This is a genomic window from Rhodococcus sp. 66b (genome assembly GCF_002076325.1).
In the GTDB taxonomy this organism is placed as follows: domain Bacteria; phylum Actinomycetota; class Actinomycetes; order Mycobacteriales; family Mycobacteriaceae; genus Rhodococcus_F; species Rhodococcus_F erythropolis.
The window spans coordinates 1-23,581 of record NZ_MUZB01000022.1 but is presented as its reverse complement, the minus strand read 5'-3'; the positions used below and the strand labels follow the sequence as shown (position 1 = coordinate 23,581).

The window sequence follows — 23,581 nt, the reverse complement described above, 5'->3', positions numbered from 1 at the left end:
ATGTTTGGACTTTCACTTCCCACCCTCCCGTTCCTCGGCAACGGTTCCGATGCGAAGGACGACGCTCCCGTCGTCCTGACGTACGAGCAGGTCGAGGAGATCGGCCGCGAGTTGGACGCCTTGCGTGATCGCACCGTCGCTTCGCTTGGGGCCGAAGACCGGGAGTACATCTACAAGATCATCAAGGCTCAGCGCGGGTTCGAGGTCGCAGGTCGCGGCTTGATGTACCTCGGATTCCTACCGCCGGTGTGGCTCGCGGCAGTCGGTGCGCTGAGTGTGTCGAAGATTCTCGACAACATGGAGATCGGCCACAACGTCATGCACGGTCAATATGACTGGATGCGGGAACCCGGGCTCAATTCCGAAGTCTTCGAATGGGATACGGTGTGCCCGGCCGACCAGTGGCGCCACTCGCACAACTACATGCATCACACGTACACCAATATTCTCGGCAAAGACCGTGACATCGGATACGGCATCCTGCGTATCGACGACGCGCAGAAGTGGAACCCCTATTACCTCGGTAATCCGGTCTGGGCCTTTGCCTTGATGATGCTCTTCGAGTGGGGTGTGATGATGCACGATCTCGAGATCGAGAACGTCATCCAGGGCAAACGCAAGTGGCACGACGTCAAGCCGCTTCTGAAGGGCTGGTGGAACAAGGCGGGCAAGCAGGTCCTCAAGGACTACGTCATCTTCCCGGTTCTGACGGGGCCGCTGTTCGTGACCACTCTCGCGGGGAACGTCACCGCCAACCTGGTCCGAAACGTGTGGACGTACTCGATCATCTTCTGTGGCCATTTCCCCACCGGCGTACAGAGCTTCACCGAGGACGAGACGGCCGACGAGACTCGTGGTCAGTGGTACGTGCGTCAGATGCTCGGCAGCGCCAACATCGAGGGAAGCCCGCTCTTCCACATCATGTCCGGCAACCTCTCGCACCAGATCGAGCACCACCTGTTCCCGGACCTGCCTGCGCATCGTTATCCGGAACTCGCTCCCCAGGTGAAAGAATTGTGTGGGAAGTACGGTTTGCCGTACAACACCGGTGGGTTCTTCAAGCAGATCGGTTCGGTATGGGGCAAGATCTTCAAGCTCGCTCTTCCGCCCGGTTTGGTCAAGTCGAAGACCCCTCCCGGTGTTATCGTCGAGCGCCAGCGAACTGCAGCCTGAGAGGCACACACTGATGGTCGGGAAATTCGAACGCCGCAAGGACACGGTCCAGGAACTGACCGAAAGTGCAGCCAACCACGTGGGCTCCATCGCGATGATCATCGCCGGGGCTGTTCGAGACGTGACGCGCGAGATCGGTGACTGGGTGTCCGACGGAATCGAGATGCGTGAAGCAGCGAAAAAGGCTGCGGCTGACGATCGTTCGGAGTCCGTGACCATCGAGCACGACGAGACCGATCCACCGGAAGATTGGCGTTGATTCCAACTCTTCGATCGCCGAGACAGTAAGGCCGACGGCCGGATCGCCCAACCGCGAGCCGTTTCGCCTGAACGACCACGTTGCCCTCCGTCACAGATGACGGAGGGCAACGTGGGTTTCGTGGACTGTTTCGGCGGCCGAAGACGCGGATCGAACACCGATCACAAGTGAGGCCCTAAGCAGCGCTTCCGAGGCTCGCCGAGTCGAAGCTGCCGAGCCCGGTGCTGCCGAGACCGCTGCTACCGACCCCGCCCAATGCGAGCGCATTGCTGCTACCCGCGCTCAGTAGCTGGACGATGATGTTGATGACGATGGGGTCGCCGGTGAGCGGAATTGTAGGCACAGGGGGACCTGCTTTCTGTTTCGAAATGTGGTGAGCAAGGTGAGCGGCGACGGGTTCGTCGACGTGGTCAGGCGGGCTGTTTCAGCCACTTCCGGTGCTGCCGAGCGACACGATAGAGCCGTTGCCGAAGCCGAGTGCTCGGGAGAGTGAGCCGAAGTCGATGACCAGGCTGCCCAGGGTGTGCTGGTTTATCACGGTGGTTCCTGTCTGTGCCGCGACTTTGTGATGCGAGCGGGTAAGTCGATCAGGGAGCAGGCGTCGTGGGAGTTTCGCCGCCGCCGCCGCCAATCGGAGAGTTGTTGGTGTAGAGGAAACTGCTGCCGGCGTTGAACATCTGTAGGACGGTGTTCATGACGACGGCCAAAGCGCCTGTGGTTGGTGCGGCGATCATGTGCTTGCTCCTGGTTTCAGCGGTGGCGACGTGGTGGTCACCGTGGTCACCGCCATCACAGTGTCAGGCGGCTTGGAGCGGGCCCTGTGCGAGAGATTCTCTCGCACAGGGCCCGAGATTCGTCCTAGGAGACGCCGCCGCCATCCGTCGAGCCCGTGCCGGTGCTGCCCGCGTTGAAGAGCTGCAGGATGGTGTCGAAGAAGGCACCGAGGAGAGCGTTATCCTGGCCGTTGATCATGTGTTTCCCCTTAATTGTTACTGGTTTGCGCGGTGATTCGCACCACACTTTTATAGCCCGGTTCGGAGCGGAAAAGTGGGGTCCAGGCGCCACACGTGGACAGCTAATAGCGAGGATGTGAGTGTTCACATTTTCGCTGGACGATTGTCCACATCAGTGCTTGCGAAAGTCAGAGAGATCATGGCAGCGCGCAGTTTGAGCAGTTCAGAGGGCAGGGCCGGATCCAATCCGGTCAGGGTTGCGATGCGCTTGATTCGATTGTCGACGGTGTTGGTGTGCAGGCCGAGCGCCGACGCGGTGCGCTGACGATGCTGGCCGTTGGCGAGGTGTATGGACAATGTCTGCAGCAGTTCCGGATTGCCGTCGAGTGGCCTTAGAAGATTGATCAAGCTGTCGCGGCCTGCGCCACCCCGAGTGAGTTGATACTCGAGCGCGAGGTCTTCCATTCGGTACGACCGCGCCGGCAGTCTCAGGCGCCGCACGAGTTGCGCCAATTCGTGAGTGGTTGCTTGGGCGGCGGCGATATCTCGTACCGCGGCGTTCTCGGCGATTGCTGTGATCTCCACCCCGACCGTTGCGCGTGCACGTTGGATGACCTCGCACACTGTTCCCCAGTCGGGTGTGCCCTCGATCAGGACCAGACCACGTTGCGGTGCAGGAGCTTCGAGCAGTGCCGACCCGAAGTGGGCCGCGATTTTCGATTGAGCGACGGAGAGGTCACGGTAGGCCTGTATGCGCTGGTGGTTGCCGTTGCGTGCTCCCGGGCGGATGGGCGGCAGGTTCACCAGGAGCCGCAGGACGAGATAGCGGGGTGCGAGTTCAACGCCCATCTGCAACGCAAGCTGGGTGGGATCGTCGCCGTCCAGCATGGCTTTCACGAGAGCGCCGGCGGAGTATTCCCCGAGTTGGGAGCCAGCTGGAAGAGCCGAGAGATAGCTGATCGAGATGAACGAGTGAAGCCGCTGCGCGAGTGCGAACAAGAACTCGTTGAGATCCCCGAGATTGGCGGAGTCCTCGGCGTCGGCCCGGCTGAGGATGAGGGTGCGGAAAGTGCTGATGCCCTCGTTGGTCAAGTTGAGGATCGCGCTGAGTGGCACGCCTTTCAATGCTTGTTGGACGGTCATCGTGTGAATGCCGTCCAACTCTTGGTCGGTGGGAAGTTTGCGGTGATCCAGCAGCTGGATCCCCACTTGGAGCCCCTGCACGATCACCGCAATCAGTTCCCGACGAACTGCCTCCGTTTGGAGGGAAGTCAACGTCGGGTTGGCACGGGACAGGTGATCTACGAGATCGCTTGCCAGTGGGATGACGTCGTTGACCGCTGTGGAGGCGGGCTTGCCTCCCAACATGAGCGGTCCCGGGTTGTTCAGCAGCGCTGGGGACATGGGTGGCCTCCTCTAGACAGGTGCGTCGCCTGGCACAGGCACCCGGAGGCTCGGCGCGTTACGAAGCGGGGTACACGCTGAGGCCTTGTTCGGGGGCATACTCGCCGCTGAAATTTGCGGATCGAATTGCGCCAGGCGTTGTGATTTCTACCACATGAACGATCGTCCAACTGTGAAATGGACAAATGTGAAGATAAGTCCATATGCCCCACGCGCTGCGGACCTAAACAATCGTCCACTTACGGTGTTTTTCGACGTCAGAGGGGAAAACGGATTCGGAGGACACCACGAGTTCCGTCTGGGATCATTGCCGGCGCCCACGGTGCTCGTCGCGGGCGATTTGCTCAGATCAAGCTCGAGGGCCCTGGGTCCTCGCGGACCCAGGGCCCTCGAGGCCTAGGTATTGATTCGACCAGTCCGATGTACGGGAACCGGTTCAGGGTGAAATCACCCCTTTTTGTACTGCTGTCTGTATTGCGGAAATCTCTAGATGACGCCCAGCGAAATCATGGCGTCGGCCACCTTCACGAAGCCGGCAATGTTCGCGCCGTGCACGTAGTCGCCCGGCTTTCCGTACTCGGCAGCGGTGTTGATGGTGCGCTTGTGAATGCCGCGCATGATTCCGGCGAGACGCTCGTCGGTGTACTCGAAGCTCCAGGAATCACGCGAAGCATTCTGCTGCATTTCGAGGGCGGAGGTTGCGACGCCACCGGCGTTGGCCGCCTTGCCGGGCGCGAAGGCTACGTTCGCGTCACGGAAGAGCTGGATGCCACCGGGGGTGGTGGGCATGTTCGCGCCTTCGGCAACGGCCTGAACGCCGTTGGCGATCAAGGTCTTTGCGGCATCTTCGTCGAGCTCGTTCTGAGTCGCGCAGGGGAGTGCGACGTCGCACGGCACGTCCCAGATGGAGCCATCGGCGATGAACTCGGCATGCGGAACTGCGTCGGCGTACTCGCTGATGCGGCCGCGGCGAACTTCCTTGATCTCCTTGAGGAGGTCGAGATCGATGCCCTTCTTGTCCACGATGTATCCCGAGGAATCCGAGCAGGCGATCGCGACGCCGCCGAGCTGGTGGATCTTCTGGATTGCGTAGATGGCGACATTGCCGGATCCGGAGATCACGACGTTCTTGCCTTCGAGGCCTTCACCCTTTGCCTTGAGCATTTCGGCGACGAAGTACGCGACGCCGTAGCCGGTGGCCTCGGTGCGAACCTGCGATCCGCCCCAGGTGATGCCCTTGCCGGTGAGGACGCCCGACTCGTACGTGTTGGTCAGCCGCTTGTACTGACCGAACAGGTAGCCGATCTCGCGACCACCGACGCCGATGTCGCCGGCCGGAACGTCGGTGTATTCACCGATGTGACGCTGCAGTTCGGTCATGAAGGACTGACAGAAGCGCATGACCTCTGCGTCGGAGCGGCCCTTGGGATCGAAGTCCGAGCCACCCTTGCCGCCGCCGATGGGCAGGCCGGTGAGTGAGTTCTTGAAGATCTGCTCGAAGCCGAGGAACTTCACGATGCCCAGGTTGACGCTGGGGTGGAAGCGCAGGCCGCCCTTGTAGGGGCCGAGTGCACTGTTGTACTGCACGCGGAAGCCACGGTTGACGTGAACGTTGCCCTGGTCGTCGGTCCACGGCACGCGGAAGATGATCTGGCGTTCCGGCTCGCAAAGCCGCTCGATGAGTCCGGCGTCGGCGTAGCGGGGGTGGCGTTCGAGCACTACGTGAAGAGACTCGAAGACCTCTGCGGCGGCCTGATGGAACTCGGGCTCTCCTGCATTGCGAACCAAAACCTGATCGTAAATCTGCGCTACGCGGTCACGTACGGACACCGCTCACCTACCTCGTTGTGAGAACTCTTTTACATTTCCGTTACATACTAGGCGCCTTTATTGCTGTATCGGACAACTGTCCTGTGAAGGTGAAATCGGACACAGCTGTCACTTGTGTCAGTTGAACGGGCGATTTATAACAATTTGCTCAGCTTTCACTCTCTTAACACAGTCCAAATGGTTTGCTTCTGCGGTCGGGGATCACTGTGCCTGTGGTCCGAACGGGAGTCGAAATGATCAGAGGGGCTGCACGTGCGTAAAAAAACACTCCATGTCGGCGATGTTGTCGATAGGCGTCGTCACGATTGCCGCGACGATTGCCGCAGCACCGTCTGCGTCGGCGATCGGCGGACCGTGTGGGTCGGGAGGAAGTGGTTCCGCCGGATCGATGACGGGTTCGCTCGGTTCGCTGACCGGATCACTTGGCAGTGGTTCCGCCGGTACCGGCTCCCTCGCCAACGCGTTGCCGTGGATCACCGGCTCGCCCAACGGTGCTCTGCCGGTGCTGACCGGCCGCACCAAAGCGATCGAAATGGTCACTGGCCCAGGCAGTCCCAACAACACTATCGAGCGGTTCAACGTGTCGGGAACCGACCTCGGAATCATGTGGGACAACGGTCTTTCGGGGCCGGATCACGACGTACTGATGGCATTCGGCGATACGGTTGGCGACTGCGACACCCCGGGTGACGACTGGCGCAGCAACGTGTTGTTCCGCAGCAACGACACCGCCATTGCCGACGGGATGAAGATCGACAGTTCTCCTTTGGACGGCCCCAATCATTCCAAGGAGATCATTCCGGGATTCGGCATTCCGGGCGAGTTCACCACCATCCCGACCGCTGGAATCTCTTACGGTGGTGTGCAGTACATCAGATTCATGTCCGTTCGGTCGTGGGACGAACCAGGAGCCTGGACCACCAACTATTCGGCTCTGGCTTTCTCCACGGACAACGGCGAGAACTGGGAGCTCGATCCGGCGACGGTTCGCGCGAACACAGAAGGACTCGGTATCCCGGGGATTCCGGCGGTATCACCGATCAATTCCAACTTCCAGCAGAGTGCCTTCGTCGACGGACGCGATGGTTACCTGTACGAATACGGAACTCCCTCAGGCCGTTTCGGTAAGGCGATCCTGGCGCGAGTTGCCGGAGCCGACATCAGAAACCTCGGCGCGTACGAATACTGGGACGGCTCCGGTTGGAGTCCGCGAGATACCGATGCGGTGCAGGTCATCAAAGCGCCGGTCAGTGAACTTGCCGTGCAGTGGAACGACTACCTGAACAAGTACGTCGCGATGTACACCAGTGCCGAGGGCAACCTCGTGATCCGTCAGGCCGACCAACCGCAAGGCCCGTGGAGCGGTACGCAAACTCTGTTGAGCGGAATCACGTTGCCCGCGTTGTACGGCGGATTCATGCACCCGTGGGCGAGCGGACAGTTCCTCGAATTCGTCGCCACCACGTGGGACCGTTACAACGTCATCTACATGCGAACCGACTTGAACGGACTCAAGATGGCGTCGTCGGATTCGCGCGATCGTCCTGACCCCGCGACCACCGGTGAGGCTCGCGTCCTCGAAGTCACGATGCCGGAAGACCGCTAGCCCGAGCGAGATTCAACAACTGTGGCCTGCAACTCGATCGAGTTGCAGGCCACAGTTTTGTGAGCGTTGATTTCGGTGATGCTCAGAGAATGAAGAGCATTTCCTGATACGTCGGGAGTGGCCAGTGATCGTCGGCGACGATGGTTTCGAGGAAGTCGGCCGCTGCACGTACCTCGGCCATGGCGGGCAGGAGTGCGTCCTGTGCGTGCTTGGCCTGATCGAATGGCGACTCGCCGGCGTCGGTGTCGATTGCTGCGCGCAGGGCCGCGAGCGCTGTGCGCAGAGCCGCAACGGGCGCCGACACTTCTTCGAGCGGAGCTGAATCCGGTTCGAGGCCGGCGGACTTCAGTGCGACGAAGTTCTGCGCAACTTCCGTCTGGTGGCGCACTGCAGCCGGAAGGATCAGCGTCGTACCGATTTCGGCGGCCAGGCGTGCCTCGACGCCGATGCTCAGTGCGTACTGTTCGAGTCCGACCTCGTAGCGACTGTGCATCTCTCGGTGGTTGAAGACCTTGTACTTCTCGAAGAGTTCCATCGAGGACTCGGTGATCAGTTCAGGAAGGGCGTCCAGCGTCGTGCGAAGGTTCGGCAGGCCGCGAGACTCGGCCTCGATCTGCCAGTTCTCCGAGTAACCGTCGCCGTTGAAGACAACCGCACCGTGGTTGGTGATGATCTCGGTGAGCAGATTCTGGACGGCGGTGTCGAAATCCGCGCCGTCGGCAACCGCGGCCTCCAGTTCGGTGGCCATGTAGTCCAAGGCCTCGGCCATGATCGTGTTGATGGTGACCATCGGGCCGTTGACTGTTTGCAGCGATCCTGGTGCGCGGAACTCGAAACGGTTGCCGGTGAAGGCAAATGGGCTCGTGCGGTTGCGGTCGCCCGGATCGGTCGGCAGGACGGGAAGGGTGTCGGCTCCGATCATCATGGTGCCCTTGTCCTTCGACGATGTTGCCGCGCCCTTGGCGATCTGCTCGAAGACGTCGGCCAGTTGATCGCCGAGGAAGATCGAGATGATTGCCGGGGGCGCCTCGTTGGCACCGAGACGGTGATCGTTGGTTGCCGATGCGACCGACGCGCGCAGGAGGCCGGCGTATTTGTGGACGGCCCGGATGACTGCGGCGCAGAATACGAGGAACTGGGCGTTGTCATGCGGATTGTCGCCGGGGACAAGCAAACTGCCGAGTTCGGAGTTGCCCAGCGAGAAGTTGACGTGCTTGCCGGAGCCGTTGACACCGTCGAACGGCTTCTCGTGGAACAGACATTCCATGCCGTGCTTCTTGGCGATGGTCTTGAAGGTGGTCATCAGCAACTGCTGGTGGTCGGCGGCGATGTTGCCTCGCTCGAACATCGGGGCGATTTCGAACTGGCCGGGGGCAACCTCGTTGTGCCGTGTCTTGGCGGGGATACCGAGTTTGAACAGTTCCCGCTCGGTGTCCATCATGAATCCGAGCACACGTTCCGGGATCGCCCCGAAGTAGTGGTCGTCGAACTCCTGGCCCTTGGGCGGCTTTGCGCCGAAGAGTGTTCGGCCGGCGTTGAGGAGGTCGGGGCGGGCGAGGAAGAAGTGTCGATCGATCAGGAAGTACTCCTGCTCGGGACCGCAGAACGACACGATGTGCTCGGGGTCGTCGTGGCCGAACAACTTCAGGATTCGTTCGGCGTGGAAACCCATTGCCTGTTGTGAACGCAGCAGGGGAGTCTTGTGGTCGAGCGCTTCGCCGGTCATCGAAACGAACACGGTCGGGATACACAGTGTGTTGCCGTTGGGGTTTTCGAGAACGTAGGCCGGGCTCGTGACATCCCAGCCGGTGTATCCGCGAGCCTCGAATGTGTTGCGCAGCCCGCCGTTCGGGAAACTCGAGGCGTCGGGTTCACCTTGGATCAAGGTCTTGCCGGCGAACTCCGCCAGTGCACTGCCGTCGCCGACCGGCTCGAGGAAGCTGTCGTGCTTCTCGGCCGTCAACCCGGTCAGTGGATAGAAGACGTGGGCGTAGTGGGTTGCGCCTTTCTCCAACGCCCAGTCCTTCATCGCCGACGCGACCGCATCGGCGACCATGGGATCAAGCGGTTTGCCTTGCTCGATCGTCGCCATCACCGACTTGTAGACGAGCTTGGGCAGTCGCTTCTGCATGACCACCTTGTTGAAGACGTTGGCACCGAACACCTCGCCGGGTGTCTCGTCGGTGGTGAAACTGACCACCGGAGGTGTGTAGGCCTCGACGTCCTTGATCGCTTGCAAGCGAACTGCATTTCCACTCATGTGCTTACCCCTCGCCCGGGCCCAGGGCTGCGCTGCTGATTGCGAGCCCGACTTCGGCAAACCCTACGAACCTCCGGTATCGGGGGTGTTTCGTAGATATTGCGCCTGTCCGCAAACTTCGAGTCACAACGGAAATGTCGATCTGTCGGAGGTCTACGGCAGACTTCGAGCCGACGGGCTATTGCAGGACAGTCGAATCGGAGAGTCTTTGTGATCAGGGTGTTGGTGCCAACAACGGTGGAGCAGGGCGATCTCGCGGAAGTGCTTCGGTTGTATGACGAACTTGTCACCGAGACCCGAAAAGAGGTCGGCTGCATCAATTACGAGTTACTGCAGCGCACCGACAATCCCTGCGAGCTCGTGTTGGCGGAGGAATGGGAATCGCAGGAGCACCTCGACGCCCACACTCATACCGAGCACTTCGTCAGGTTGGTTGAGGCGCTGGACAAGCTCGAGACGGCAGCGCCGGCGCAGATCTTCACGAAGGTTCTGTAGCGGCGGAGTCCGGTCTCAGTGCTCGCTCAGGCGTCGAACGAACATTCCGGAGAGCCTCGAGCGTCAACTAGGCGAGCCGTTCCGACACACGCGGAAACTGGTTTGCATCGACACGCCAGAATCATCGTAGGTCCGTCGAGTCCGATGTAGGACAGCGCCTTCGGGCTCCAGCCGGGCCTTGTGCCGGTGTCGGCCGACCTGCACGGGCGCTCTATACGGTCACGTCGGAGTAGGGCATATGCTCTGACACCCAAGGAAATACGACTTCCATGAGTAGCAGCACCACCGCGACCAAGAGAACGATCGCCAGCAGGGCCTTCACTGGTCGGGGGCCGGGGAGCGCGCCCCAGAGGTAGCCGTACATTCATTGCTCCTGGAATGCCGCGGGAATGGTGCCCGAAGTCTTCGAGATTGTTTCGACGAGAACCGCGTGGACGATCAAGCGTTCGCTGTTCGAGTAGAGCGGATGGCACGTGGTCAGTGTCAACATACTTTCCAGCGTGGCGTCGGGCTCGGCCCAAGGGCTTCCGGGCAGCGGGTTGACGACCGCAACATCCCCGGGCACGGTGATGTGCCGCCCGAGGAGATGGGCGTAGTCGCCTTCGGAAACCCGATCGGCTTGCTCGGGATTCAAGCAGGCTTTCGCCGCAGCGCGACGTTCGGGCGAGGCCTGGTCGAGTGGGAGTAACCGGTACGTCATCCACTGGGACTCGGTCTCCACGACGACGGCATCGCATGCATCGAGTCGATCCAGGTGTTGGAAGACTGCGCCGGAACCATTGCGGTGCCCGGCGAGCGCGAAGTTTCCGGCTTCGCCGGGCATCTGCGAGTCCGGGTAGTGGCCGGGGCCGGCCCGCAGGTCCTCGTTGCGTGTGCCCTCGACGATTGCGTACGCGGCGCCGAGTGTGGGGAAATGCACGCGCGCGAATCCCTCGCCGAGCACAGGGATCAGCGGGGACACCGGCTGACCGTCGATCGCTCCTGGGGCTTCGGGGTCTTCGGCCCAGGATTCCTCCAGACTGTTGTTGAGCTCGTCCTGGAGCCGCCCTGAGACGATATTGGTCCAGAACGCCTCATAGATGACGAACAGCAGGACGACGACCCCGGCCGTGAGGAGCAGTTCGCCGATTACCTGGCCTGTGCCCGGCCGCCGATGCCCTCGAACTTTGGTATCGCTCACGGACCGGGGTCTCCTCTTCACAGATCTACCGAGCTAGCTGATGTGTCGAATTGGTGCCGTATCGAACTAGCTGCCCGCGTTGATCGTGGCGCTTCCGGTACCGCCGAGGAGATCGTAAAGGAGTACGGACAGGCGACCGAGGCCGTCGATCGCGGCAGAACCAGTGGTCTCGATGCCTTCGATGACGATCGGGAACGGGAGGAATGACATGGTGTTTCTCCTTCGAGGGGTGGGCCACGGGGGCGGCCGCGAGATAGATACGTCGTGACGGTGAAACAGGGCGGGGGCGACCAGGCGTAGGTCGCCACCCGCCCTGTTTCGGTATTCCTGGTTGGGAGTTACTCCCGGCCGGGTGCACGCTTGCGGTTACGCAGGGTGAGCCATGCGCCACCGCCGATCAGCGCCAGCGCCAGACCGGCGAGCCAGATGACGTTCGCGCCGGTTACCGGCAGGGACGATGACTGGTCCGGTTTGGCCTGAGCAGGATTTCCCGGAGCAGGCGTGCCCGGAGCACCGTTGTGTCCACCACCGTTATTGCCGGGAGTGTTGTTGCCGGGAGTCGACACGTCGGTGCCTGGTCCTCCGGGTACCTCAGAGCCCGGCCACGTCGGGATTTCCCCCGGCGGCAGCGGGATCGGGATCGGGATGATGATCAGCCCATTGCTGCTGGTTTTGTTCTCGAGTCCCAGGACCACCGACTTGTTTGCTTCGCCGGTGAGCTTGACGGAAGTTGCGGTCGGGTCGCCGTCGATATTCGAGACGTCCGCCTTGCCTTCCTTGACGCCCCAGATCACTTCACCCCACTTGACGTTGGTGACGTCAGTGTGAGCACCGGTTTCTGTGAAAGTGATGTCGGTGTTCAGCGGGAACTGGACCCGGCCGTCGATGACGGCTGCGTCGCACTGGGCGGTCGGAGTGACCGAAGCGCCCGGTCTGACATCGAGAACACAAGACCGCGCCTCATTGTCGATGTCCGTCCACGTAGCCGTGACCTGGAAGATCGTGGATCCGTCCTTTGCCACCTGGCCGCCCTTGGGGCCGGTCACGATCTTGTCGATATCCACCTCGGTGGTCGGGATCGGGCGGTTGTGGATCTCCACCACAGCCTTCTCACCGGCTACCGCCTTGACGGTGTCGCGGTATTCGGCGTCACCGGCATCCGCGGACACGTAGTAATACGGCCGCGCCCAGTCGATACCGGCCAGGGGCTTGGGGTCGACCTCGGAGAAGGTGATCACGGTGTTCCGCGGCACAACCTCGTCGGACGTCCAGCTCCAGTCGTTTCCGGCATCGAGGGTGATGGTCTGGCCCACTGCCGGGAAATCGGTTCCGGCGGGGAGCGCCGGATCGATTCCGTCGATACGGACTTCGAACTTCGTGCTGTCAGGCAGGTCGGCCTCGGGGGCGCGGACGGGGTTGCCGTCAGCGTCGAGGATGAACTTCGTGAATTCGACCGATCCGAATTTCCACAGCGCCTCGTTCGACAGCGTGATCAGTCGACCGTCGGTCGGGTCGTCGGAGACTATGCCCGTCGCGGTGCCGTCGAGGTTCGAATGCAGCCACGATTCGCCTTCCGGGCTGGTTCCCCAGGAGATGGTGCCCCACTCGACTCCGTCGACATCGGGACGGCCGGTCTCGGTGAAGGTCACCTCGGTGCCGACGGGGAGGTCGACGCCGAGCGGTGTGGTCTGTCCCTGCTTGACGCTCAGCACCTGGGTGCGGTACTCCACACCGTCGCGCCAACGCGCCTCGACCGTGAACTCCACGTCGTCGCCGACGGCCTCGGCGGCCTCACCGCCGACCTGCTTTGCGATGCGCAGAGTGCCGTCGTTGACGTCGACGAAGTTCGACACCTCGATCTTGCGCAGATCCTTGCCGATGGTCACCACGGCTGCGTTGTCCGGATTGATCCTGACATTCCCGGAGTATGCGGGCACGCCATAGGCGAGACCGTCACCGTTTGCCGGAACCAGCTCTGTCAGTGTGACTTCGGTGCCACCGGGCAGGTTCTCGCCGAACGGAACCGCGGTGCCGTCGGACGGAAGAGACAGTGTCTTGCTCTGCGGTTTGTCGTCCGTATCGAGCCAGGTGGCAATCACGTCGAAGCTCGCCGGTACGGCCTTGTCGAACGCCTTCGGGCCCGTGAGTTTCTTGCTCACTTCGAAGGTGCCTTGCGTGATCTTGGCCTCGTTGGTGACGGAGACCGTGTTCGCCGACGCATCGGCGCCGATGGTGAGCATTTTCGGGTTGATCACCGGCTCCGACCAGGTCACGAGGTCGGTGTTCATCGGTTGTACCTCGGTGAAGGTGACTTTCGCTCCGATGGGCAATTTGCCCAGTTCGTAGTGCTGACCGTCCTTCAGAGTGAATTGACGCAACTCGTTGCCGGCGGCGTCGTCACCAAAGGCGATCTCTGCGTTGACGACGAAAGCCTCGAGTCCCGTGCGCGCTCCGTCACCGATGACGGACTTGGTGATCCGCGCCGATCCCAGACTCGCTTTGTTGAGCAGTGTGACACCGACATTGCTCTTCGGCGTGATGGTCACCAGCGCCTCGGTGCGGTCCCCGTTGAGCGTCACACCCTCTGACGGGCGGAAAGTCCCTCTCTCGAAATACACACCGTCAACGGTGGGGAGGTTGATCTCGGACAGTCGGATCTGCCAGCCGGTTCCGCGGGGGTTGATCCCACTGACCGGTGTCCCGTCAGCCTTCACCTTGATCTCGTAGGAGCTCACCGGGGCGTCGGTCGCTGGGATTTGCCCGGGGGCGAACTCCTCGACTTTCACGGTGAACTCGGTGTCTTGCGGGAATTTCTCGGAGAAGGGAGCGATCTCCTTCAGAAGCGAGAACGAGCCCCGCGACACACCTTGACCGGTGCCGCCACCGCCCCATTCCTGCTTGACACTCTGCGTCGACTGAGTCTTGCCGTTGTAGAAGACCGAGTTCCCGTAAACCGTGCCGCGCTGATCCAGCCCACCGCTGCTGGTGCAGAGGGTGTATTCGACGTAATAGCGTGTCTCACGGTTGTAGTCGCCCGCGTCCTTCGGGAGGGTGATGGCAATCCCGTTGTCGCCGCTGCGTGTGACCGTGGTGCCCGCGGTGATGTCCGTCCCGCCCTCTTTTGCAAGGAAGTCGCGCGCGGTGACCTTGAAATTGAGGTCCTTCTTCAGATCGCCGCTGACATCACACACCGCCAAGCTGTCGGAGAACGTGTCGGTGATGACCGCCGGTGCGTCGAGGCCCTCGAGGGTGTGCCCGGAGACCTGCACCTTCCAGTCGATGGTCGTGCCGGCAGGCTGCTTCTCGCCCGCGACGTCCTTCGGTTCGGTGTTGAGCGTGCCGGTCTTGCCGCCCTCGAACTTGGGCCCCGTCACCGAAGCGTCTTTGGAGATGCCGTTGACGACCGCCGTATTGGTGAACACATCAGAGGAGTCCGGCACCTCCTTCTCGATCACACAGGACCGGAACTTCACGTAGTAGTACTGCGTCGAGTCTTGCTTGATCTTTTCCTTCGGCGTGATGGTCATGCTGAAGGATTGGGCACTCGCCGTGGCACCGGAAGCGTCGATGTCGAACTCGGAGGTGACGTTGACGTGGTTGGTTGTTTCACCGTTCAGCCCGGGTAGACGGTTCGCGCGCCAGACCGTCGGGACGAGGCCGCCCTCGCAGACCTCGTGATTGGCGCCGAGAGTCTCCTTGATGATGACTTTCTGGTCGGGGAGGCTCGCGATGAAAGTGCCCGGAAGCGTTATGCTCCAGTCGATCTCGCTGTACCGGGTGCCCCCGGCCCAACCGCCGGACTTCGACGGCCCGGTCTGTGGCGACCAATCCTGGCCGACGCCTGCCGCGCCTACGGTGTTCCCGCCGATGGTCACGGAGTTGTCGTAGACGGTGCCCGTGTTGTCCACTTCGCCGCTGGTTGTGCACGAGGTGTACTCGATGCGGTAGAGCTTGTTTCTTTCGAAGGGGCCGCCGTTGTCGAGCGCGATGCTGACTGGATCTCCAGCGGCACTCTGGGTGACGGTGACGCCGCCTGCGACCGGCTTGAGATCGTTCGGGCGACCGGACAACAGCTTCGCGTTGAGCAGGTTGCCCGTACACAGCTTCATGTTCTCTGAGAGCGCGTCGCTCAGGGTCACCGAACCGGTGCCGCCCGCGTCCAGTGCGGCCAGATCGGCACCGGGAATGTCGATGGTCCAGCGCACAGACTGCTTGTTGCCCTGGAGTTGGCCGGACTTCTTGGCAGCGCTGATCACGCTGCCGTCGCTGATGCCGCCACCGCCGGGTAGCTCGTGCGTCACGTCGAAACTGCCGTTGATCGTGAAATCAACTTTCTCTTCGGTGGTGTACGCGACAGCCTTGGTGTAGACGAAGAAATCGCCCTTCACCTCGTCCGGGCGATCCGCCACGGCATCGGAGAGAACACACGTCATCAGATTGGTGGAAGCAACCAGATCGCATGTGCCCCAAACCGTCCCGTCGTCGCCCTCGAGCGCGATCGTCGGGTTGGACTGGAGCTTCAACTCGTCAGGGAATCCGATGGTGAACTGGTCGCCCGGTTGCGGGCTCGCGCTTGACGCGTCCCAGGTGCCCTTCACCGTGACGGAGTCCCCGACCGTGATCTGCTGGTCGTTCTTTCCCTCGACCTGGACGTCGGTGATTTTCACATCGATGCCGGGATTGACTCCGCGTGCGGCCAGTCGCTGCGCCGCCACAGAAGTCGTAGACGGGGGCGCTGTGGATGTGATCGGCGGTTTCGCAGAAGTGGGTGACTCCGACGTGGAAGTAGGCGGCGCCGTCGTTTTCAGTGGCGCCTCCGTCGTAGTCGCGGGCGGCTTCGTTGTGGTCGGAACTGTGGTGGTCGGAACTGTGGTGGTCGAGGTCCCGATGTCATCTGCCGAGGCAACTTGGACGAATGAGAACGACGATATGACCAGCGCCAGGACCGCAACAATCATCCCCAACCCCGCCCACCGAGACACCACCCCCTCCCCGGCACGGCGTGGGAAGACACGGTTACGCATGACGAACACCTTTCGTTCAGAACACATGATTTAGGCCCCGTTTCCGGGGCCGGCGAATAGCGAAACGGGACCTTGGAGCAGCTCTGGAGCCTGAATGCGAGCGTTGGTGATTCTCAGGCGTCCTATTGCGGAGCCGAACAGTTGGTAATCGGACCTGGTTGGCGCCAGCGCAGACCGACGGCCGGCTCTGGGTAGGCCAGGAAATTCCAAGAAAGATCGACCGCCGGCATTCCCTAACGCGACGACCTACGAGGTACTAAAGGCTGCGGCCGAGGATCTTTCCTGCGCGATTCATTGCAGTTCGGGCATGAGCACCATCCCGGATAGCAATAGCAACAGTGCGATGGCTCCGAGGGGGAGTCTTCGTGCTGCGTGCTTCGCTGCCGTGACGGTTTTCATGAAATTCCTTTCTTTGGCACAACGTAAAGAAATGTGCGCGGGGCCGTTCGCGAGAAGATGCAAATTCCGCGCAAACAACGCAGAAGGCGCAAACCGGGCGATGCGCAATCAGGAATCTAACACGAGCAAATCGCATAGCTGGACACGCCATGGACGTGCGTCCATGCAAGAAAAAATGCGCTTAGCTGGGTATATCTATCTTCCGTTGATTTCTTTCAAGTTAACTGGCTGGTTCATCACAATTCGATCTCGACCATCAGTTGCATGCCTGCCTTGGCCCTTGTCGACAATCGGTGAGCGGCCGAGCCGAGTCGGCGCTGCTGTACCGAATGGGCCTTTATGCAGTTCACCGCCCCTTATTTGCTGTCGGAACGACAAGGCGTGGAGCGAATTATCTGTGCACACACGCTCGACATAAATGCAAATCATTTTTCTGTGTATAGGAGGAGGGTGAATTAGGGGGTGAATTCAGTCGCGCGTCATCGAAACCCCTGTTCTGAAAGGATCCAGAGATAGGGGTCACATTAGATTCGTTTTTCTTAGCAGATTGGATTTCGGCCTGAGTTAACCGTCGCTAATGCTTCGGGGGCCGACATGGCATTTCGAGACGAAGAATCGCCCAGCTTTTCGTAGAAAGCCTTCGGTACGGTTACGTCAGTCCAGCTGATCACGCGCCGCAGCGACTTTTGGCGACGCTCTTGTGCGCACGGATGAGGCACTGCCTGGGATGTGAGTGGATCTCGGAAAATGCCACGTCGGAGGCTTCTTCGAAGATCTCGAGACCTCGCAAGTTCAGGTCGTTCTCGCGCATCTCGGCACGATGAAATGGCTTACTTTTCAAGCGCTTTCGATGCCCGGAGTCAAATGGTGACGGTCGTTGCGTAGTCGCTGACGGCGGATGCGGCCGGTTCGATCGGTGCGCAGTCGCCACATCCGAGCAACCGCACCGAGTAGCCGCGAGGTCCCACAGCCGGTACTTTTCGCAGCTCTCTGGACACTTCGCGAAATCGGACCTACGAATCGAGTTCTCGCGCAACCATTCTGACGCAGCTTGTGTCATTGGTGCTACACCCATGGCTGCCCGCAAGGTTCGACTGCCCCGGCTGCTGTTACGCCTTGGGATCCAGAGCTGAGAGGTTCTGTGACACTCACGGCCGCTCTGTATAGCGCGGTGCACGCGACTCAGCCGGCATTGGTGGGCAATTGCCTACCGGCTCTCGTCGTAGAACTTCGTGAGACGGCCTTTGTCGCAAGGGAAGGGCTACAACGATTGGTCGGGTCCGGTCAACGACGCGGGACCGGTCGTCGGTTGATGTGCTCCGGTGAACCTCTCGACGACGGATACCACGACGATCGCGAATGCCAGGATTCCAACCGTCCGGGCGAGTGACTTCAGGGTCTTCGGAAGTGCCTTCTTCATGCGAGGCAGATTACTGCGGACGGCACGTAATTTGTGGGCTAGGTTTCGGTCCGGATCGGACTGCTCTGCCCAGCGGCCGCTCGTCCACGCAGTGTGACTATCCGTGAATCAAATCTTGTGGTGCCCCCGGCAGGATTCGAACCTGCGACCAAGAGATTAGAAGGCTCTTGCTCTATCCCCTGAGCTACGGAGGCGCGTGGAACATCATACTCGAGGGTTCGGGATGTGACGCGCGCCGCCCAACTCCGACGCGTTGTCGTAGTCGGTTCGCGAAGGTCCTACCCTTGAGGTATGGCTACACCCGACCTCGCGCCGACAGATTCCCCACCGGAGTCCACACAGCACAGCGGTGCACCCGCTTCTTCGACCGCGATATTCGTGGTCAGTGGACTCATCGCAGGGCTCACCGCAGCCATCGTGGTGGGATTCTCCGCGTCGCAGGCACTGACTCTTCTGGGTATCCCGGATCCAGGCCCGATCACCACGTACGGCCTGCCCGCGATGCGCGCACTGGGGGAGATCGCCGCAGTCATCGCGATCGGGTCACTGCTTCTGGCCGCGTTCTTCGTGCCGCCGCAGAAGTCGGGTGTCCTCGACGTCGACGGCTATCGGGCAGTCCGAACTGCATCGCACGCCGCGATCGTGTGGGCGATCTGTTCGTTCATGATGGTGCCTCTGACGCTCTCTGACACGTCGGGTCAGCCGTTTGCCGAAGCGATCAAACCGGCAAACCTCTGGTCGGGACTCGATCAGGTCGAGATCGCCGGCGCTTGGCGTTGGACGGCGATCATCGCGGTTGTTCTGGCGATCCTGGCCCGACTGACACTGCGCTGGTGGTGGACTCCGCTCCTGCTGCTGGTCGGTCTCCTCGGACTGATGCCGCTTGCTCTCACCGGTCACTCGTCTTCGGGCGGCTCGCATGACATCGCTACCAATAGTCTGATCCTGCACCTCGTGGCGGCTTCGCTCTGGGCCGGCGGGTTGTTCGCGCTACTGGCCCACGCGCGCCGCGGCGGCGATTACACCGACGTAGCAGCCCGACGCTTTTCGACGGTCGCATCCATCTGCTTCGTCGTCATGGGATTCAGCGGCGTCATCAATGCGATTGTCCGTCTGCCTCTCGACGACGTGTTCACCACGACCTACGGACGATTGATCGTCGCCAAAACAGTTGCACTGATCATCCTCGGGTTCTTCGGTTGGGCTCAGCGGAGTCGGGCGCTACCGGCGCTGGCGGAGAACCCGAAGAGTCGCTCTGCCCTGATTCGATTTGCCGGCGCCGAAACGATCGTGATGGCGGCGACCATCGGTCTCGCGATCGGCCTCGGTCGTACCCCGCCGCCTCCGCCGCTGTCGATTCCCTCGATCCCCGAGGTCGAACTCGGTTACAACCTTCCGGACCCGCCGTCGTTCATGGCGTTCGTGACGGACTGGCGATTCGACCTCATGTTCGGCACCGCCGCAATTGCTGCGGCGATTCTGTACGGCATCGGCCTGCGCAAGCTGGCCAAGCGTGGAGACTCCTGGCCCGTCGGCCGAACCATCGCCTGGATGAGCGGTTGCGCGGTGCTCCTGATCGCCACGTCGTCCGGTGTCGGCAAGTACGCGCCGGCAGTCTTCAGCGTTCACATGGGCGCACATATGGCGCTGTCGATGTTGGGCCCAGTCCTGCTGGTTCTGGGTGCGCCGATCACTTTGGCTCTGCGGGCGCTCGATCCGGCGGGCAAGGACGGCGTGCCAGGCATTCGCGAGTGGATTCTGACCGCGCTGCACAGCCCGTTCTCACGATTCATCACCCACCCGATCGTTGCGGCAGTTCTCTTCGTCGGCGGTTTCTACGCGCTGTATCTCGGCGGAATCTACGGCGCGACCGTCGACTCGCACAGCGCTCACCTGCTGATGAACCTGCACTTCATCCTCAGCGGCTATCTCTTCTACTGGGTGGCGATCGGAATAGACCCGTCACCACGCCAATTGCAGCCGGTGACCAAGCTGGCGATGGTCTTCGGCTCACTTCCGTTCCACGCGTTTTTCGGCGTGGCATTGATGAGCACCACCGCCGTCATGGGCGGCGCGTACTTCCGCTCGCTCGGACTCGGTTGGAACAACGACCTGATCGGCGATCAGCAGCTGGGCGGCAGCATCGCGTGGGCGACCGGCGAGATCCCACTCATGGTGGTCATGCTCGCGCTGCTGGTTCAGTGGTCGCGCAGTGACGGAAGGACCGCGCGCCGAACGGACCGTGCGGCCGAGCGTGACCACGACGCCGACCTCGCTGCTCACAACGCCATGTTCGCCGAATTGGCCAGGCGGGACCGCGAGGGGTGGAAACCGCGTGAGGCTGCTGACGCGGAGACTGCAAGCGAGGACTCTGCGGACGAGACACCCAGCGAGAAGAAATCCGACGAATCCTCCACTAGCACTTAGTTCCGACACTGCCCGGGCCGTTTGGCTCGGGCAGTGCTGTTTCTCCACAGCTGTCCCGCCGATGCACAGGTGGAAATCGAAATCCCGAGCCAGGCGTTTGCCGTTCCACAATCGAAACTGCCGACGCAATGATCGGCCCCGCGGCAGTTGGCGGGTTCTGGAGTTCGAAGGGGGATCGGACATGTACGAAACGCATGCAACGGTTGTCGGAACCGTCATCACCAATCCGGTGAAGCGGCAGACAACCAATGGCGAGGAGGTGCTGAGCTTTCGGATGGCGAGCAACACGCGTCGCAAAGACGCGGTGACCGGAGAGTGGACGGACGGAGCGACCCTCTATCTCACGGTCAGTTGCTGGCGGCGGTTGGTCACCGGCGTCGGCGCATCCATCATGAAGGGTGATCCGGTCATGGTGGCGGGGGAGTTGCGCACCAACGAGTACACGACCAAAGAGGGTGTGCCTCGTTCCGATCTCGAGTTGCGGGCGACGGCAGTTGGCGCGGACCTTGCTCGTTGCATCTCGAAGATCGAGCGTCAGAGCAAGCCGACGTCGGCGGAGAATGTCGAGGACGCAGTCGACACCGTCGCTGCGTGAGGACTCACACCGAAGGTTTCGGGCAGTCGCGGGGCCGAGAGTCGTGCCCCGCGTCCACTCGCTCGAGAAGTTCGGTGAGAGTTGCTCGCTCCGATTCGTCGAGGTCGTCGAACACATCCGAGGATTCGCGTCGTTGAGCTTTCGCGACGTCGGCAGCGAGGGTAGCGCCGGCGTCGGTGAGCTCGAGTAACACGGCTCGCCGATCGTTCGGATCGGGAGTGCGGCGCACCCATCCGGCCTCTTCGAGGGAATCCACGACGTCGGTCGCCGACCGCGGAACGATGCGCAATCGCTCGGCAAGAAACCCGAGTCGAACCGGCTCGCCCACTCGGGTCAGTACTCGCAGCGCTCGGCTTTGCGACGGCGAGAGACCGAATGGTTCCAGCGCTGCCACTTGGCGTCGGCGGATGAGCCGTGCCACGGACATCACTACGTCGGTGAGTTCGCGCTCTCGGGAATGCATGGCGTCAGTCTAGCGTTGTTGGTGTCAGCCTCATAGTGAGGTAACCTCATCAATATGAAACTAGGGTGAGAAAGCCTCCAGGAGGTAGAACGTGAAACCAGATCACATGCGAAACATCGAACGATCCGCTGTCGAGATCACTCCGGCGGACTCCGTACCGGCAAAGCGCGTACTCGGACTGTTCGCGCCGTATCGAACTCAGATCGCCATCGTCACCGCGGTCATCACACTCAGCGCGATCGTGGCGTTGGGCAGTCCGCTGCTCCTACGCGAAATGCTCGACAAGGCGATCCCGGACAAGAACCTCGGACTCGTCAGCGTTCTGGCCATCGGCATGATCGCCATTGCCGTGATCACGAGCTGTCTCGGCGTGGCGCAGACTTGGATGTCCAACAGCATCGGCCAGAAACTGATGCACCAACTGCGTGTGCGGGTCTACTCGCATCTGCAGAATCAGTCGCTCGGATTCTTCGCTCGAACCCGAACCGGAGAAGTTCAGTCGCGCATTGCCAACGACATCGGCGGTATGCAGTCGGTGGTCACCAACACGGCAACGTCCATCGCGCAGAATGCAACGACCGTGGCAGCCACCATTGTTGCTCTGTTCCTTCTGGATTGGCGACTCGCCATCTTCTCGCTGGCGATCTTGCCGGTGTTCATCCGTATCGCACGCAAGATCGGTGACGAGCGCCGCAAGATCTCGGGTAAGCGGCAGAAGCTACTCAGTGATCTGTCGGTCCAGGTGGAGGAATCTCTCTCCGTCAGTGGCATTCTCCTCGGCAAGACGACCGGCGCGAAGTCGGCTCTGACGGATCGATTCACCGAGCGTTCAGCGGAAGTCGCGGACGTCGAACTCCGGGCCATGATGGCCGGCAAGTGGCGCATGGCGACCATGTCGATCACTTTCGCGGCCATGCCCGCACTGGTCTACTGGTTTGCCGGTTTCACTCTCGATCACGGCAACACCATCACCGTCGGCACCCTCGTCGCATTCACCACACTGCAGACCCAATTGTTCCGCCCCACCATGATGCTGCTCAACACGGGCGTCGAGGTGCAGAGTTCGATGGCACTGTTCAGTCGCGTGTTCGAGTACCTGGATCTGCCGATCGACATTGCGGATCCGGAAGAGTCGAAGAGCTTCGACCGCACCAAGATGTCCGGCGAACTTCGGTTCGACCACGTCGACTTCTCGTATCCAGGAACCGACAGCAAGACTCTCGACAACATCGACCTCACGGTCCCGGCCGGCGGAACCTTGGCGCTGGTCGGCTCCACAGGTTCGGGCAAGACCACCCTCGGATACTTGGCGGCACGTCTGTACGACCCGACTGCGGGATCGGTGAGAATCGACGACATCGATCTGCGGGACCTCGATCTGGCGACGGTCTCCGATCTGGTGGGCGTGGTGTCGCAGGAGACGTACCTCTTCCATACGACGATTCGTGAGAACCTTCGGTTCGCGAAACCCGATGCCACCGACGCCGAGATCGAGCAAGCAGCGCGCATCGCGCAAATCCACGAGTTCATCTCCGGCCTCGACGACGGGTACGACACCATGGTCGGCGAGCGCGGCTACCGATTCTCCGGTGGTGAGAAACAGCGCATCGCGATCGCGCGCACAGTTCTGCGGAATCCGCCGATCCTGGTCCTCGACGAGGCGACGAGCGCCTTGGACAATCGCACTGAACGTGCGCTGCAGGACGCGCTCGACGAGCTGATGGTCGGACGCACCACTCTTGTTGTAGCGCACCGACTCTCCACGGTTCGAGATGCGGATCTCATCGCGGTCCTCGACCAGGGCGTGGTTGTGGAAAAGGGCACCCACGACGAACTTGTGCAACAAGGTGGGCGATACGCACAGTTGCTTGCGGCCTCGGGTAGCGACGCCGTCGAACTCCCGTCGGAACTGCAGACCGTGTGAGTGTAAGAAATGTCGGCCATTTCACTTCCGCAAGTTTCTAGAACGTGTTCTACTTTAATGGTCGTTGATCGACTATCAGTGGAGGCGGAAAGATCATGGGTCAGGTTCTGGACAACATCTCACAGTTCGCCGACGAGATCCGCGCCGACGGAGTCGAGGGCGACAAGCT

Annotated in this window: 18 protein-coding genes and 1 tRNA gene; 7 read left to right on the top strand and 12 right to left on the bottom strand. The window is 61.3% G+C overall.

The genetic code is table 11. From position 1 onward, the window contains the following. Together B0E55_RS28885 and B0E55_RS28880 are read left to right on the top strand one after the other, a co-directional pair. Positions 1-1,173 (top strand): fatty acid desaturase family protein, encoded by a 1,173-nt coding sequence (locus B0E55_RS28885; RefSeq protein WP_020908255.1) that lies wholly within the window; start codon positions 1-3, stop codon positions 1,171-1,173. A gap of 13 nt (positions 1,174-1,186) precedes the next feature. Continuing rightward, a complete protein-coding gene (locus B0E55_RS28880) occupies positions 1,187-1,432 on the top strand; it encodes a hypothetical protein (RefSeq protein WP_019749125.1) in 246 nt (81 codons plus the stop codon). 175 nt (positions 1,433-1,607) lie between these two features. Here B0E55_RS28880 and B0E55_RS32015 read toward each other — a convergent pair whose 3' ends face one another. The 4 genes from B0E55_RS32015 to gdhA all read right to left on the bottom strand — a co-directional run bounded on the left by B0E55_RS32015 (position 1,608) and on the right by gdhA (position 5,619). Next, positions 1,608-1,775 (bottom strand): hypothetical protein, encoded by a 168-nt coding sequence (locus B0E55_RS32015; RefSeq protein WP_003945367.1) that lies wholly within the window; start codon positions 1,773-1,775, stop codon positions 1,608-1,610. A gap of 244 nt (positions 1,776-2,019) precedes the next feature. Next, complete coding sequence (locus tag B0E55_RS32010) at positions 2,020-2,166, bottom strand: hypothetical protein (protein ID WP_167333749.1); 147 nt, start codon at positions 2,164-2,166, stop codon at positions 2,020-2,022. Between the two features lie 363 nt (positions 2,167-2,529). After that, positions 2,530-3,789 carry a PucR family transcriptional regulator gene (locus B0E55_RS28875; RefSeq protein WP_019749122.1) on the bottom strand — a complete coding sequence of 420 codons (1,260 nt, stop codon included), beginning with the start codon at positions 3,787-3,789 and terminating at the stop codon, positions 2,530-2,532. Positions 3,790-4,275: 486 nt separating this feature from the next. Further along, complete coding sequence (gene gdhA / locus B0E55_RS28870; RefSeq protein ID WP_003945368.1) at positions 4,276-5,619, bottom strand: NADP-specific glutamate dehydrogenase; 1,344 nt, start codon at positions 5,617-5,619, stop codon at positions 4,276-4,278. 271 nt (positions 5,620-5,890) lie between these two features. On the opposite strand from gdhA, the gene B0E55_RS28865 reads away from it, so the two are divergent. Continuing rightward, the gene (locus tag B0E55_RS28865) at positions 5,891-7,225 is read left to right on the top strand and encodes a DUF4185 domain-containing protein (RefSeq protein WP_080910964.1); all 1,335 of its coding nucleotides are present in this window, start codon (positions 5,891-5,893) and stop codon (positions 7,223-7,225) included. Positions 7,226-7,307: 82 nt separating this feature from the next. Here B0E55_RS28865 and B0E55_RS28860 read toward each other — a convergent pair whose 3' ends face one another. Continuing rightward, positions 7,308-9,485: a glutamine synthetase III family protein gene (locus tag B0E55_RS28860; protein ID WP_019749120.1), complete on the bottom strand. Its 2,178-nt coding sequence runs from the start codon at positions 9,483-9,485 to the stop codon at positions 7,308-7,310. Between the two features lie 225 nt (positions 9,486-9,710). Here B0E55_RS28860 and B0E55_RS28855 point away from each other — a divergent pair, with 225 nt between their 5' ends. Continuing rightward, positions 9,711-9,980 carry a putative quinol monooxygenase gene (locus tag B0E55_RS28855; RefSeq protein WP_223257903.1) on the top strand — a complete coding sequence of 90 codons (270 nt, stop codon included), beginning with the start codon at positions 9,711-9,713 and terminating at the stop codon, positions 9,978-9,980. 364 nt (positions 9,981-10,344) lie between these two features. Here B0E55_RS28855 and B0E55_RS28850 read toward each other — a convergent pair whose 3' ends face one another. From B0E55_RS28850 to B0E55_RS28840, 6 genes are all read right to left on the bottom strand, one after another. Beyond that, a complete protein-coding gene (locus tag B0E55_RS28850; RefSeq protein WP_019749117.1) occupies positions 10,345-11,160 on the bottom strand; it encodes a class E sortase in 816 nt (271 codons plus the stop codon). A gap of 66 nt (positions 11,161-11,226) precedes the next feature. Next, on the bottom strand, positions 11,227-11,370 hold the full coding sequence (locus tag B0E55_RS32005) for a hypothetical protein (protein ID WP_003945342.1): 144 nt from the start codon (positions 11,368-11,370) through the stop codon (positions 11,227-11,229). A gap of 128 nt (positions 11,371-11,498) precedes the next feature. After that, positions 11,499-16,118 carry a DUF5979 domain-containing protein gene (locus tag B0E55_RS28845; protein ID WP_080910963.1) on the bottom strand — a complete coding sequence of 1,540 codons (4,620 nt, stop codon included), beginning with the start codon at positions 16,116-16,118 and terminating at the stop codon, positions 11,499-11,501. Between the two features lie 1,132 nt (positions 16,119-17,250). Then, positions 17,251-17,394, bottom strand: coding sequence for a hypothetical protein (locus B0E55_RS32000; RefSeq protein ID WP_021333432.1), 144 nt, complete (start codon positions 17,392-17,394; stop codon positions 17,251-17,253). A 450-nt stretch (positions 17,395-17,844) separates the two neighbouring features. After that, the gene (locus B0E55_RS31995; RefSeq protein ID WP_020908247.1) at positions 17,845-18,003 is read right to left on the bottom strand and encodes a hypothetical protein; all 159 of its coding nucleotides are present in this window, start codon (positions 18,001-18,003) and stop codon (positions 17,845-17,847) included. A gap of 118 nt (positions 18,004-18,121) precedes the next feature. After that, positions 18,122-18,197: transfer RNA gene (locus B0E55_RS28840), tRNA-Arg, on the bottom strand. A 97-nt stretch (positions 18,198-18,294) separates the two neighbouring features. Here B0E55_RS28840 and B0E55_RS28835 point away from each other — a divergent pair. Together B0E55_RS28835 and ssb are read left to right on the top strand one after the other, a co-directional pair. Next, entirely contained in the window at positions 18,295-20,430 is a 2,136-nt protein-coding gene (locus B0E55_RS28835; protein ID WP_020908246.1) for a cytochrome c oxidase assembly protein, read from the top strand. Between the two features lie 181 nt (positions 20,431-20,611). Then, on the top strand, positions 20,612-21,025 hold the full coding sequence (ssb, locus tag B0E55_RS28830) for a single-stranded DNA-binding protein (RefSeq protein WP_007733347.1): 414 nt from the start codon (positions 20,612-20,614) through the stop codon (positions 21,023-21,025). Between the two features lie 4 nt (positions 21,026-21,029). Here the strand turns inward: ssb and B0E55_RS28825 are convergent, their stop codons facing one another. After that, positions 21,030-21,488, bottom strand: a complete 459-nt coding sequence (locus B0E55_RS28825; RefSeq protein WP_003945320.1) for a MarR family winged helix-turn-helix transcriptional regulator — start codon at positions 21,486-21,488, stop codon at positions 21,030-21,032. Positions 21,489-21,594: 106 nt separating this feature from the next. On the opposite strand from B0E55_RS28825, the gene B0E55_RS28820 reads away from it, so the two are divergent. Continuing rightward, entirely contained in the window at positions 21,595-23,412 is a 1,818-nt protein-coding gene (locus tag B0E55_RS28820) for an ABC transporter ATP-binding protein (protein ID WP_049940979.1), read from the top strand. Positions 23,413-23,581 lie beyond the last annotated feature (169 nt).